The sequence below is a fragment of the Mesorhizobium sp. USDA 4775 genome (assembly GCF_054062655.1).
Genome location: NZ_JBSSFM010000001.1, coordinates 2,071,802 through 2,085,377 on the forward strand (window position 1 = coordinate 2,071,802; position 13,576 = coordinate 2,085,377).

Consider the following 13,576-nt stretch of genomic DNA (forward strand, 5'->3'; position numbering starts at 1 on the left):
GATCCCGAGGGTCAGGTCGAGCCTTCCTTATGCGAAACGCCCCCAATGCGGTCATTCCAGAATGGTTCGGAACGGGCCGCTCTTGTTGCGAGGTGGCATTCAATGCCAGCTAAAGTCACCTGTGCGCACGAGAGTTGCGGTACGATACGGGATGACGCGAAAGAACTCTGATGTTGGACCGAAAGACCCTGTAACGATGCGTGCGGCAATCGGCGGCAATGTTTACGACTAGGTCGGTTCCGATTTCGGCCGTGCACGCCGCCGGTGCCAGGGTTGGTGGCTAAGGTCGTTGAGAAAAGTTCGCGCCTTACAGCGTCACCTCTTCGCCTGAGATTGTCATGCCCGAAGGCGCATGTAACCTCCCGCCTTTCGCGGCCAAGAGAACCATCGTGGCGCGGATGTCGTCAGTTGCTCGATCAGGCTGCGCGGCCGAAGCGATCAACCCTGAAATCGTCGAGCGGTGTTTCGCAACGGTCGGTCATGACGAGTTCGGCCATGGCGTCGCCCACGCCCGGACCAAGCTGGAAGCCATGTCCGCTGAAGCCGAAGGCATGGAACAGGCCTGGCGTCGTCGCCGAGCGTCCCATGACCGGCAGCATGTCGCGCACATAACCCTCGCAGCCGGACCAGGTGCGGATGACCGCGACCTGCGCGATTGCCGGCAGCAGTCGCGCGACCGCGCGCAATTGCAGCGGAAGGCGCGTGGGATCGGCGACCGCATGACCTGGATCGAGGTCGACCGGTACCCTTTCGGCCGCGCCGCCGAAGACGATGTTGCCCCGCTCGACCTGACGCAGATAGGCGCCATGGTCCTTGTCGCGCGTCCAGATGCCGATCACCGGCAGAATCCGGTGCGGCAGCGGCTCGGTCACGCCCATCTGCGGACCGCAGGCGTCGAGCGGAACCTCTTCGCCGAACTGCGCGGCGACGCGCGCGCCCCAGGCCCCGGCGGTATTGAGCAGACACTCGGCGGCGAATGTACCTTTGGAACATACCACAACGAACCCGGACCCCGAGCGCCTGATCGTGTCGATTTCAGCATCCTCGACGATCGCCACGCCAAGCTTGCGGGCGGCTTCGGCGAAGGCCGGCGCGATCAGTCGGGGATTGCCGCTGCCGTCATGCGGCGAGAACGATGCGGCGATCGCGTCAGGGCCGAGGCCGGGAAACCGGGAGGAGGTTTCGCGCTGTCCGAGTTCCTCCAGTTCAAGCCCCCAAGGTCGCGCCGCCTCGGCATAAGCCCGCATGTCGGCAAGACTACCTTCATCAAAGATCAGCCGGATATGACCGGTGGCGCGGAATTCCACGTCACGGCCCAGCATCTGATCGGCCTCTCGCCACAGCTCAAGCGAGCGATGGGCCAGCGGAAGTTGGGACAGATGACGCCCCGTGCGCCGGATGTTGCCGAAGGAAGCGACGGTCGCTCCGGTGCCGACCCGGTTGCGCTCGATCAGCGTCACGTGCGCACCGCGCCTGGCGAGGAAATAGGCCGAAGCCGTCCCCATCAATCCACCGCCCAGCACGATCACATCCATGGTTGTTCCCTGCGCGGAGCGAATGATCCTGAAGTCGCCGATCTTGTCGGCACCGCTTCGTTGCGTCAAAGATGGGTTTGGACAACAGCCATAAGCTTGACCTATGGAGTGGCAATGCGGGCCCGTCAGCTCGAAGTGTTCATCGCCGTCATGCGCGCGGGTACCGTGACTGCCGCGGCGCGGATGCTGAACATCTCCCAACCCGCACTCAGCCAGATCCTGCTCCACACCGAGGACGAACTTGGCTTCACGTTATTCGAGCGCGTCAAGGGCCGGCTGCGGCCAACCCCGGAGGCGCTCGAGATATTCGCCGATGCCGAGCGTCTATCGGCGGGGTTGGAGGGCTTGCGCCGCAAGACCACTGATCTGCGTCTGGGTCGGACGGGGCTGGTCCGGGTCGCGGCCTCGCCGCCGCCGGCCCTGGCGATCTTGCCGCGCGCTTTCACCAGCTTCCGGGCGCGGCATCCCGATATTTTGCTGCGCTCCCACATGGCGCCGATCGCCGCCATCGTCGACATGCTGCGCGCCGGCGATGCCAGCCTTGGCGTGGCCTTGGACGACCGCCTGCCTCCCGACATCGAGGCGGAGGTGCTCGGCAGCGTCGGCTTCGCCTGCTTGCTGCCCATCGGGCATGCGTTGGCCGGGAAAACCGAGCTGACGCTCTCCGATCTCGCCGGAGAGGAATTGATATCCTATCGTGGAAACACCCGCCCCGCCGACGAACTGGCCCATGCCGCGCGCGCACAAGGTGTGGCGGTTTCGCCGTCGCTCGAGATCGATGTCTCCATCTCGGCGGTTGGCTTCGTCCAGGCCGGTTTGGGGATCGCCCTCGTCGATGCGCTGCTGCCCTGGCACCAGTTTGCCGGGCTTGCCGTCCGGCCTCTCGCGAATGGCCCGGAATTCCCGATCGCGCTGCTCACCTCGCGCACACGGGCTCTTTCGCGGGCCGATGAGATGATGCGCGACCAGATTCGCGCGGCCTGTTCCGTTGTGCTGGGCGACGACAAGACAGGGGCATAAGTAAGACTTATATCGTTCCTCGTCATACGTCTTGGACCCTGGCCATCCTGTCGTGTCAGCTTTGGTTGGCACACAGGAAGGGACGTATCATGGATGGTTCCATCGCAGCGGACGAGGCGCGGAACGAAGCCGACTGGAAGGTCGGCGTCGATATCGGTGGCACATTCATCGATTTCTGCGCGCTCGAAGCCAATTCCGGGCACGTCGCCTCGCTGAAAGTGCTGACGACGCCGGAGGATCCGGGCGCCGAGCTGATGACGGGCCTCAGGCTTCTTGCCGAGCGCGAAGGCTTTGACCCCAACCGAATGACGCGCTTCGTGCACGGCACGACCGTCGGCATCAACACCATCATCCAGCGCAAGGGCGCGCCGCTGGCGCTGTTCACCAATGCCGGCTTCGAGGACGTGATCGAACTCGCGCGGTTGCGCATGCCGGACATGTATTCGCTGTTCTGCTCGCGGCCGGACCCGCTGATCTCGCGCGACATGGTGTTCGGCATCCCGGCTCGCATGCGTGCCGATGGGAGCGAATCCCAGGCGCCTGATATGGCGGCGGTGGCCAGGGCGGTGGCGGCGGCGAAAGCGAATGGGGCGCAGGGGATCATCGTCTCCTTCCTCCATTCATGGCGCAATGCCGCGCAGGAGGCCGCCGTCAAGGCAACGATCGCGCGTCTCGCGCCAGACCTCTTCGTCTTCTCTTCGGCCGAGGTGTGGCCTGTCATCCGCGAATATGAACGCACCTCGACCGCTATCCTCAATGGCTATGTCCATCCGCGCGTCTCGGGCTATCTGACGGCGCTGGAAGAGCGGCTGAAGGACCGCGGCGTGCCGGCCCGTCCGATGCTGACAAAGTCGAACGGCGGGCTGATGAACGCTGCCGAAGGCAAGCGCGCCTGCGTGAACATGCTTTTGTCGGGAACGGCCTCCGGCGTCATCGGCGCCTCGTGGCTGGCGCGCCAGGCGGGCGAGGACAAGGTCCTTACCCTCGACATTGGCGGGACCTCGGCCGACTTCGCGCTCATCATCGACGGCGAGGCGCAGTTCGGCACCGGTGAACTGATCGGCGAATTTCCGCTCCATATCCCGTCCGTGTCAGTGAGCTCGATCGGCGTCGGCGGCGGCTCGATCGCCAGTGTAGACGCGCAAGGAGTGCTGCGGGTCGGGCCGGAGTCGGCCGGCTCGACGCCAGGACCGGCATGCTATGGCCGTGGCGGCGAACGCGCGACGGTGACGGACGCCATGGTGGTGTGCGGATGGCTTGGCCACAGCGAGATGGCCTACGGCCAGCTCAGGATCGATACCCAACTGGCGCATCGCGCGGTCGGCGACCTTGCCGCCCGGCTCGGCCGCCCGATCGAGCAGACGGCGCAGGCGATCCTCGACATCGCGGTGTCGGAAATGTTCGTCGAGGTCGAGAAACTCGCCTCGCGCGCCGGCGTCGACTTGCGCGATTTCACGCTGATGCCCTTCGGCGGCGGCGGCCCCATGCTCGGCGCCTTCCTTGCCCGCGAACTCGGGATGAAGCGCGTCATGGCGCCCCGCCGCCCCGGCGTGGTGTCGGCGCTGGGCGGCCTGGTGGCGGATCTGCGCGGCGACTTCATCCGCACGGTCTTCACCCCGCTGTCGGGCGCTACGCTCCCGACAATTCGCAAGGCCTTCGAGGCGCTCGCGCATGAGGGCCGCGGCTGGCTTGCGGCGCAGGGCCACGGCGCGGCGGCGGAACTCACTCTCTCCTGCGACATGCGCTACTTCGGCCAAAGCTATGAGATCGAGGTCGTCCTTTCGCCGGAATGGCTGACAGGCGACGACGTAGCCCCGATCGAGCAGGCCTTCCATCTTACCCATCAGAGGCTTTACGATTTCCATGACCCGGATGGCGAGGTCGAGCTTGTGGATATCAGGCTGTCCGCTATAGGCGCTGGGCCGAAACTCTCTCTCCCGGAGACCGAAGAAGTGGACGTCGCGGCCATCCCGGCGCGCCGGCTCCCGGTCTATACGGGCCTCCGCGTCGAAACCGTCGACCTCCACGACCGCCAGGCCCTCGTGCCGGGCAGCATGTTCCACGGGCCTGCCGTGGTCGTTCAGGAAGATACTACCTTAGCCATTCCCGCCGGAGCGCAGGCACGGGTAGACCGCCATCTCAACCTTCTGCTGACCTTCGCGGAGTGACGCCATGTTTGACCGTACAAACCTCCAGGTTCTGGCCAACCATGCCCGCGCGGCCGCCGAGAACATGGCCCATACGCTGCATCGCACCGCGCACTCCGCCTTCGTCAAGGAGACGCAGGATTTTACGGTGATGCTGATGGATCGGTCGGGAGCGACCTTCGCCGTGCCGATGGAGCTTGGCGCCACCTGGTATCCGGGGCTTTCCTATCACCGCGCCATTGCGATGGTCGGCGACTACCGGCCCGGCGACATTGCCTTCACCAACGATCCCTATTCCGGCCACGTCGCCACGCACGCGCCCGACACGCATCTGTGGAAGCCGGTATTCGTCGACGGCGAGATTGTCGCCTGGACCGGTGGGCATATCCACAACACCGACATGGGTGGGGCGGTGCCGGCGTCGCTCAGCCGGGCACTGACCGAAATCCATCAGGAAGGCATCCGCTTTCCGCCGATGAAGCTGGTGCGGGAAGGTGTCTTCGACGAGTCGATCCTGCGGATCATGAGCACCAATGTGCGCAAGCCCGACCTCAACATCGGCGACATCAAGGCGCTGGTCGGGGCGCTCAACACCGGCGAGCGCAAGATCCAGGCGATGGTGCGGAAGTTTGGCAAGGCCGGTTTCATCGAAGGTGTTTCCGCGCTTCTCGACCATGCGGAGGCGCAAGCGCGCGACGTGCTGCGCGCCATGTCCGACGGCACCTGGGAATTCGCCGACTACGCCGACGAGGATTCGGTCGAGGCCAATCCATGCCGGCTGAAGCTGACGCTGACGATCAAGGGCGACGAGGCGGTGCTAGACTTCACCGGCTCCGATCCGCAACTCGGTTCCTCGCTCAACGTGCCTTCGGGCGGCGATCCGCGTCACACTATGCTGCTGGTGGGTGTCTACTATGTGCTCTATACGCTGAACCCAAAGATCCTGCTCAACACAGGCCTCACCCGGCCGTTCACCTGCATCGCACCCACTGGGTCGGTGCTGAATCCGGTGCATCCCGCCGCGGTCGGCATGCGCTCGCTCACCTGCGCCCGGCTGCGGTCGGTCATCTTCGGCGCCTTCTCGCAAGCCGTGCCGGAGCGCCTGCCCGCGGCTCCGGCCGGCAACAACTGCATCGTCAACGTCATGACCACGGACGAGCGCACCAGCCGCACCGTCATCGCGGCGGTGAACCCGGTCGTGGGCGGCGGCGGCGCGATGCCGCATCGCGACGGCACCAACGGCTCTGGCGCGGATGCCGCCTACCTCAAGAACACGCCGATCGAGATCACCGAGACCGAGACCCCAATCGAATTCGTGAGATACGGGCTCGCCAGGGATAGTGGTGGCGCGGGCCGCTGGCGCGGCGGGCTGGCGACCGACATGGCCTTTCGCGTCTTTGCCCCAGACTCCAGGATCACGGCGCGCAACCGCGACCGCAGTTTCTTCCGTCCCTGGGGTGTGCTGGGCGGCAAGGCCGCCGGACTGTCGGACATGGTCGTCAATCCGGGCAGCGAGCGGGAGCGGCCGCTGGGCAATATCGACACTGCGGTCCTGCAGCCCGGCGACGTGCTCGAGATCCGCTCCGCCGGAGGCGGTGGGCGCGGCGATCCGTATGAACGAGAGCCCTGGCGGGTCGCGCAGGATGTGCGGCGCGGCTATCTTTCGCCGGGTGCGGCCGAACGCGACTATGGCGTCGTCCTCCGTGGCGACGAGGTTGACGAGCAGGCAACGGGGCAAGTGCGCGCGCATCACGAGCCGGCCACCGGCCATTTCCATTTCGGTCCGGAGCGCGAAGGCTACGAGGCGCAGTGGACGCCGCCAGCCTATGACCGGCTCACCGCCATACTAAGGGACTTGCCGATCCATTGGCGGTTCTTCGCCAAGACGGAGATCTTCCGCCGCATGAAGGGACGCTCCGGGTCGGAGGGTGTTCAGGCGGCTTTCGATGCCGTTTGCGAACGCTTCCCCGAACTGCCGCGTCCTCTCCCCGTGCGCGAGGCCGCGGAATGATCACCACCGGCCGTATCGTCCGGCTGGCCGAGCGCGACCGGGCGGGGGTGCATTTCTTTTTTGACGGGCAGATCCGTAGGGCGCTCGAGGGCGACAATGTGCTGACCGCGATGCTGGCGTCAGGGCATGCCTTGCGGATGTCCGAGTTCGGACCTGAGCCGCGCGCCGGCTTCTGCTTGATGGGGGCCTGCCAGGATTGCTGGGTGTGGCAGGAGGAGGGACCGCGCCTGCGGGCGTGCACAACCCTGATCGCCGAAGGCATGCGGTTGCGCACCACGCCGCCGGAGAATTGGCCGTGAGTGAGGCCCCGTCGACGCGGATCGTGATCGTCGGCGCTGGTCCCGCCGGCATAAGGGCGGCGGCGGCGCTGGTCGATGCGGGGCTCCATCCGGTTGTGATCGACGAAGGGCAGCGCGCCGGCGGCCAGATCTATCGTCGCCCGCCTGACGGGTTCGTCCGCACGCCGGAGCACCTCTATGGGTCGGAGGCGGCGAAGGCGCGTGCGCTGCATGCGGTCTTCGACCGGTTGGCGGCCGACGGGCGACTCACCCATTGCACGGGAAGCTCGGTCATCGCCGTGCAGGCGGGGCGGCTGCACGTGCTGGGCGAGGGCGGCGTGCAGATGATCTTCTATGACCGTCTGATCCTCGCGACGGGCGCGTCCGATCGTGTCGCTCCAGTCCCGGGCTGGCAGAGTGCCGGTGTCTATAGCCTTGGCGCGGCGCAGATCGCGCTAAAGGCGCAGGGCGTGGCGCTCGGGCGGCGGATCGTCCTGATGGGGTCGGGGCCTTTGCTGTCGCTGGTCGGTGCCCAACTCGTCAAGGCTGGAGCGGATGTGGCGGCGGTGCTCGACACCTCTCCCTGGGATCAGCAGATGCGCGGGCTCTGGAAGCTGGCCGCCCGGCCGTTCGTCGCACTGCGCGGCCTCGCCCTGCGGGCAAGGCTCGGCGGTCGCTATCACGCAGGCGTCAGTCTCGAAAAGATCGAGGCCGACGGGCAAGGTGTCACGGCGATGCGCTGGCGCGACGCCGGCGGAAGGCAGCGCCTCACTCCATGTGACACGATAGGCATGGGCTGGCACCTGCGGGCGGAGACGCACCTGGCCGACCTGGCGGGATGCGCCTTCACCTACGACGAGCAGTGGCGGCAATGGCTGCCAATGACAGACCGGATGGGTCGCGCCGGCAACGGAGTCTATCTTGCGGGCGATGGGGTTCGTCTTCTGGGAGCGGACGGCGCGGAGATCGCTGGGCGTCTCGCGGCGGCGGCATGCCTTGCCGATCTTGGATTTCCAGCGCCCTCCAACGCGGCCGATCTGCGTGAGCTTGCGCGGCTAGAGCGCTTTGCCCACGGCCTGGCTTGCGCTTTTCCCTGGCCGGCAGCGATGGTGCGGGCGCTCCCCGACGCCGCGATCGCCTGCCGCTGCGAGAACGTAACTGCCGGAGAGGTACGCCAGAGTCTGGATTTCGGCGGCGGCGAGGCCAACCGGGTGAAGTCGCTGTCGCGCGTAGGCATGGGCCGCTGCCAAGGGCGCTACTGCCAGTTGGCGGCCGTCGAACTCGCAGCGGCGCACGCCGGCTGCACGCCCGACGCCGTCGGCCGGTTTCGCGGGCAGGCCCCTGCGCGGCCTGCGCCTGTCGACGCCTTTCTCCGGAAAGGCTGATGCCATTGCGAAAACCGCGCCTCGGCATCGGTCACGTCTTAGAAATCGGCGACCTTTCCCCAGGCCGAAACATCGAAGCGCTGCGGATCGTAGGATTTCGGATCGACGATCGGTTGCGACCCGATCATCAGATCGGCGATGAGGTGACCGGCGCCGGGTCCAATGCCGAAGCCGTGTCCCGAAAACCCGGCAGCCAGGAAGAAGCCCGGAACGCTTTGAATCTCGCCGATGGCGGGCACACCGTCCGGCGTGCTGTCGATGTAGCCGGCCCAGGAAGCACTTATCCTGGTCTTTCGAAGCTCGGGCAGAAGTTCGAGCGCCCGGGCATGGGTCAAGCGGATTGTTGCCTGGTCCGGAACCGGATCGAGAATGCGCATCCGCTCCATCGGCGTCGGCTGGTCGAGCCGCCAATGCCGGAGCGTTTCGTGGCCCGAGCGCGCGCCCTGCACCCCGCCGGGCGCGAGGCTTCGCCACCGCTTCAGGAACATGGGCAGGAACTGCGAGGAGAAACGCAATTGCTGCGGCGTCACGTCCACGCGGCCGCGTCCGCTTATGGCGAGCGTGTAGCCGCCATCGCCGCGGCGCGTGGCCGAGATCCTTGCCGTGTGCAGCGCATCCGGCAGACCCTCCGCGCCCGGCGAGACGGACAGGATGGAGGAGCGGATAGATGCTTGCGGAAAGCGGAAGCCAAACTGCCGGCAAAAGGACGAAGCCCAGGCGCCGCCGGCCAGCACTGCCACCTTCGTCCTGATCGTTCCGCTTTCGGTGACCACCCCACTCAGGCGCCCGCTTTCGGTCTCGATGCCGCGCGCGGCGCAATTCTGATGTACGGTGCTCCCGAGATTGAGGATGGCCCGGGCGACAGATGGGGCAGCTCGCGACGGGTCGGCGGTGCCGTCGGTCGGGGAGAAGACACCGCCCTTCCAGGCCCGGCCGGTGGCACAGCCCCGCTTGCTGGCCTCGGCGCCGTCGAGTATGTGCGTGGTGACGCCAGCCGTTTTGGCGAAGTCACGCCAGCGTGCCCAGCCGGCCAGTTCTGCCTCGTCATTGCTGAGATAAAGCAAACCGCATCGGCGAAAGCCGGTGTCTTCGCCGGTTTCCGTGGCAAAGCTGTCCCACAAATCGAGGCTGCGTGTCGCCATCGGTAACTCGCGGGCGTCGCGATTCTGCTGGCGGCACCATCCCCAGTTCCTGGAGGACTGCTCGGCGCCGATGCGCCCTTTTTCGACAAGCGCGACCCGCATGCCGCGCCTGGCCAGATAATAGGCCGCGAAGACACCCACGATGCCGCCGCCAATCACCACCGCGTCCGCGGATCGCGGCAGTTCGCCAGATGTCTCGATTTGCTGTAGCGGCGCGCGCATGGTCTCTCTGCCTTGAAGCGCCAATCTACCGTGTTGCGCAGGCAGCCGCTGCCGCAGTTGAAGCCGAAGCAGAATTTTATTCCGGCAGCTCGGTCAAAATCGGGAGCGACTGCGTTTCAAAGCGCTGTCCGCTTGGATGGACAGGCCAACGGGCTGTGGTAGTGTCAATGTCTACAAGCAAGGCAGCATTTTGTGCTGTGGCGTGCGTTCTGCGGAGACGACCATGAAGCTGGATCGGATCGATATCAAGATTCTTCACGAATTGCAGAAGAACGGCCGCATCACCAATGTGGAATTGGCCGACCTGGTGCATCTGTCGCCAAGCCCGTGCCTGATGCGGGTCAAGAAGCTCCAGTCGGAGGGCTACATTGAGGGCTATTCCGCACAGGTCAATATCGGCAAGCTTGGCCAGACGCTGACCGTGTTCACCGAAATCACCTTGAAGAACCATCGCCAGGTGGACTTCGCCCGCTTTCTCGCCGTGGTGGAGAAGATCGATCAGGTCATCGAATGCCACCTCGTGTCGGGCGGCTACGACTATTTGATGAAATTCGTGACCGCCGGAATAGCCGAGTACCAGACGATCATGGAGCGGCTGACCGACATGGATATCGGCATCGACAAGTATTTCAGCTTCGTCGTGCTGAAGTCCCCCATCGTCAAGGCGCACATGCCGCTGCCCAGCCTGTTTCCGAGGTAGTCGGCGGTGGCAGCGCCGCGCTACATCTGTCGCCTGCGGCTCGCTACGCGATGTCCAGCCGCAAGATCGGCTGCAGTGCTTTCAATTCGACTTGCATCTCGGCGATCATCCAGGCCTGGATATCGGAGACCACAGGCCGCACCGGCCGTGAGCGCGGTGCAATCAGCTGATGGATCCGGCCCGTGTTGATCTGCCTGTCCGAGGCTGGGACCAGGGTTCCCTGAAGCAACGCCCTTGAAACGTTGCTGAGCCAGCCGAGCGCCACGCCCTCCCCGTTCATCGCGGCCTGCAGCACGACCGCGTAGTCCGAGAATTCGAGCCATTTTGCCCTGCTGGTCTTGCGGTCTGCGACGCTGCCCCAGGCGTCCAGCCACTGCTCCTTGGCGTCGCTCAGGTGCAGCAGGACATGACCTTCCCCGGTTCCGGCGTGGATCAGCCGACCGTGGGCCGCCAGATAGGCTGGGCTGCACACCGGAACGATGACTTCCGGCGAGAATGGCCAATGATGATAGTGCGTATCGTCATCGGCCAGGATTCTCGTGGCAAGGTCGACATTCTCGGCGGGGCCTCTCAGAACGCCCGCGATCAGCTCGAACCTCAGGTCCACATCGGGAAACCTGGTGTTGAAAGCCCCTAACCTGGGAACGAACCAATACGTCGCCAGAGAACTCGAAAGGGAAAGGGTAACCACCGGCTTTGCCGCATCGTTCTGCTTGATTCTCCGGATCACCTCCTCGATGCCGTCAAATCCCTCCCGCACGGCCGAGTAAAGGGCACGCCCTTCCGCGGTCGGCGCCAACCCGGTTGGCCCCCGCGTGAAAAGAGCGATGCCAAAATCGGCCTCGAGCTGGGCGATGCTGCGGCTGATGGATGGTTGCGTGACGTTGAATTCGCGCGCGGCGGCGGTGAAACTGCCCGACCGGGCAGCCGCTTCGAAGACCAGCAGTCCGCGTGCGGAAGGAACGAGTTTTGCGAAACCAGCCATACGCTCAGCGTATAGCTACCCCAACAATTTTCAAGCTTTCTCCGGCTCCGCAAATGACGAACTATAAGCTTCATGAATGGGGTGGAGCAGGGCGTGAAGACAGCGGCATCTCAAGCGGACGGCACATCCGGCGATCCCCTGCTGCAGCCGTTTCGGCTCAAGGGCCTGAGGCTCCGCAACCGTGTCGTCAGCACCAGTCATGCTTCGATGCTGGACGATGGCGGCCTGCCGCTCGAGCGCTACCAGCGCTACCATGAGGAGAAAGCGCGCGGCGGCCTGGCGATGAGCATGGCGGGCGGCTCGGCCATGACCTCGCCCGACTCCAGTTGGGGCGGCGGTCAGCTGGACCTCTCCAGCGATCGTATCGTGCCTCATCTCCAGTCGCTGTCGCAGCGCGTTCATCGCCATGGCGCCGCCGTCATGTGCCAGGTCTCGCATCTTGGACGGCGCGCCACCGCCTATGCCGGAAACTGGCTGCCGCCAGTGGCGCCATCGCGCATTCGCGAGACGCGAAACCGAAATTTCCCGAAGGAGATGGACGCCGCCGACATCGACAGGATCATCAAGGATTACGCCACAGCGGCAAGGCGCTGCGTGGACGGCGGTCTGGATGGCGTCGAGACGGTCACCGGCGGCCATCTGATCGGGCAATTCCTCTCACGCAGAACCAACAGGCGCACGGATGGCTTCGGCGGCTCGCTGGAAGACCGCGCGCGCTTCGGCCTGATGGTTCACGAGGCAATACGCCGCGCGGTGGGTGACGACTTCGCTGTCGGCATCCGGTTGGTGATCGACGAGGCGGTCGACGACGGGTCGGATTTCGAGGAATGCCTAGCCTTCGCCAGGCTGTTCGAGCGGGAAGGCCATGTCGATTTCTTCAATTGCATCTTCGGCCGCATGGACACCGACCTGTCGCTGGCCGAGCAGAACATGCCCGGCATGTTCAGCCCGAGCGCGCCGTTTCTGCCGCTGGTCGGGCAGTTCAAACGGGAAACCAAACTGCCCGTCATCCACGCCGCAGCGATCAGGGATGTCGCCACGGCTCGTCATGCGATCCGCGAAAACCTTGTCGACCTGGTCGGCATGACGCGCGCGCATATCGCCGACCCGCACATCGTCAACAAGGTGATGCGCGGAGAGGAAGAACGCATCCGCCCCTGCGTCGGCGCGTCCTACTGCCTGTACAAGAAGGTGCAGTGCATCCACAACCCGGCCAGCGGCCATGAGACCATCGTCAACCACATCATCGACCGGGCGGAGACGCCGAAACGGGTGGTCGTGGTCGGCGGTGGTCCGGGTGGGATGGAAGCGGCAAGGGTCGCCGCCGAGCGCGGACACAGAGTGAGCCTGCTCGAAGCCGCGGCACGGCTCGGCGGGCAGGTGCTCGTCGCGGCTGCAGCGTCCGACCGCAAGGATCTCATCGGCATAGTCGACTGGCGCGTCGACGAACTCGCTCGGCTTGGAGTGGAAGTCCGTCTCAACACCTATGCGGACGCAGAAATCGTCCTTGCCGCAAGACCGGACGCGGTCATCGTGGCCACCGGCGGCATTCCTGATATGGAATGGCTGGAGGGTGCCGAACATTGCGACAGCGTCTGGGACGTCCTGACCGGGGTCGTGCCGGCAAAGGACGACGTGCTCATCTACGACGAGACCGGACGCCAGGCGGCAATTTCCTGCGCCCTGCATCTGGCCCGTCCGGGGCGCGTGGTCAGCCTGGCCATAGCCGACGACACTTTGGCGATCGAGACGCCCTATCCGGACCGGGTGAGTTTTCGCAAACGCGCCACGGAACGCGGCATCCGCGTTGTCTGTGATGTGCGTCTGGTCAAGGCGGTACGCCAGGGCAACGGCATCGCCGCCACGTTTCGGCATGAACTCACCGGTGCGGAAACGGAAATGACGGCGGCCCAACTCATTGTCGAGCGCGGCACGGTGCCGATGGAGGACACTTACCAGGAATTGCGCGCGCGCTCAGCCAATAACGGCGTCACCGACATAGCACTGATGACGGGAACGGAAACGAAGGGGGACAAAGGTCCCCAAGCTGCCGGTTCTTTCGTCCTGCACCGCATCGGCGACGCCGTTGCTAGCAGGGACATCTACTCGTCGATCTACGAGGCCTACCGGCTCTGCTCGCAATTGTAGGCA

Annotated in this window: 10 protein-coding genes; 7 read left to right on the top strand and 3 right to left on the bottom strand. The window is 65.3% G+C overall.

Annotated elements, in window-relative coordinates; translation table 11 throughout:
* Positions 1-416 precede the first annotated feature (416 nt).
* On the bottom strand, positions 417-1,535 hold the full coding sequence (locus ACVILI_RS10000; protein WP_038652126.1) for an NAD(P)/FAD-dependent oxidoreductase: 1,119 nt from the start codon (positions 1,533-1,535) through the stop codon (positions 417-419).
* Positions 1,536-1,649: 114 nt separating this feature from the next.
* Here ACVILI_RS10000 and ACVILI_RS10005 point away from each other — a divergent pair, with 114 nt between their 5' ends.
* From ACVILI_RS10005 to ACVILI_RS10025, 5 genes are all read left to right on the top strand, one after another.
* Positions 1,650-2,555 (top strand): LysR family transcriptional regulator, encoded by a 906-nt coding sequence (locus ACVILI_RS10005; protein WP_038644668.1) that lies wholly within the window; start codon positions 1,650-1,652, stop codon positions 2,553-2,555.
* Positions 2,556-2,644: 89 nt separating this feature from the next.
* Entirely contained in the window at positions 2,645-4,723 is a 2,079-nt protein-coding gene (locus ACVILI_RS10010) for a hydantoinase/oxoprolinase family protein (RefSeq protein WP_038644669.1), read from the top strand.
* A gap of 4 nt (positions 4,724-4,727) precedes the next feature.
* Positions 4,728-6,713 (top strand): hydantoinase B/oxoprolinase family protein, encoded by a 1,986-nt coding sequence (locus ACVILI_RS10015; RefSeq protein ID WP_240564821.1) that lies wholly within the window; start codon positions 4,728-4,730, stop codon positions 6,711-6,713.
* Positions 6,710-7,012, top strand: a complete 303-nt coding sequence (locus tag ACVILI_RS10020; protein ID WP_038644674.1) for a (2Fe-2S)-binding protein — start codon at positions 6,710-6,712, stop codon at positions 7,010-7,012. The genes ACVILI_RS10015 and ACVILI_RS10020 overlap by 4 nt, the downstream gene beginning before the upstream one ends.
* Positions 7,009-8,376: an FAD/NAD(P)-dependent oxidoreductase gene (locus ACVILI_RS10025; RefSeq protein WP_038652128.1), complete on the top strand. Its 1,368-nt coding sequence runs from the start codon at positions 7,009-7,011 to the stop codon at positions 8,374-8,376. The genes ACVILI_RS10020 and ACVILI_RS10025 overlap by 4 nt, the downstream gene beginning before the upstream one ends.
* A gap of 38 nt (positions 8,377-8,414) precedes the next feature.
* Here ACVILI_RS10025 and ACVILI_RS10030 read toward each other — a convergent pair whose 3' ends face one another.
* Positions 8,415-9,740, bottom strand: a complete 1,326-nt coding sequence (locus tag ACVILI_RS10030) for an NAD(P)/FAD-dependent oxidoreductase (protein ID WP_240564820.1) — start codon at positions 9,738-9,740, stop codon at positions 8,415-8,417.
* A gap of 223 nt (positions 9,741-9,963) precedes the next feature.
* On the opposite strand from ACVILI_RS10030, the gene ACVILI_RS10035 reads away from it, so the two are divergent.
* Positions 9,964-10,440 (top strand): Lrp/AsnC family transcriptional regulator, encoded by a 477-nt coding sequence (locus tag ACVILI_RS10035; protein ID WP_038644676.1) that lies wholly within the window; start codon positions 9,964-9,966, stop codon positions 10,438-10,440.
* A gap of 43 nt (positions 10,441-10,483) precedes the next feature.
* On the opposite strand, the gene ACVILI_RS10040 is transcribed toward ACVILI_RS10035, so the two are convergent.
* Positions 10,484-11,425 (bottom strand): LysR substrate-binding domain-containing protein, encoded by a 942-nt coding sequence (locus ACVILI_RS10040; protein ID WP_038644677.1) that lies wholly within the window; start codon positions 11,423-11,425, stop codon positions 10,484-10,486.
* A 72-nt stretch (positions 11,426-11,497) separates the two neighbouring features.
* Between ACVILI_RS10040 and ACVILI_RS10045 the strand changes: the two genes are divergently transcribed.
* Entirely contained in the window at positions 11,498-13,573 is a 2,076-nt protein-coding gene (locus tag ACVILI_RS10045; RefSeq protein WP_038644679.1) for an NADH:flavin oxidoreductase, read from the top strand.
* Positions 13,574-13,576 lie beyond the last annotated feature (3 nt).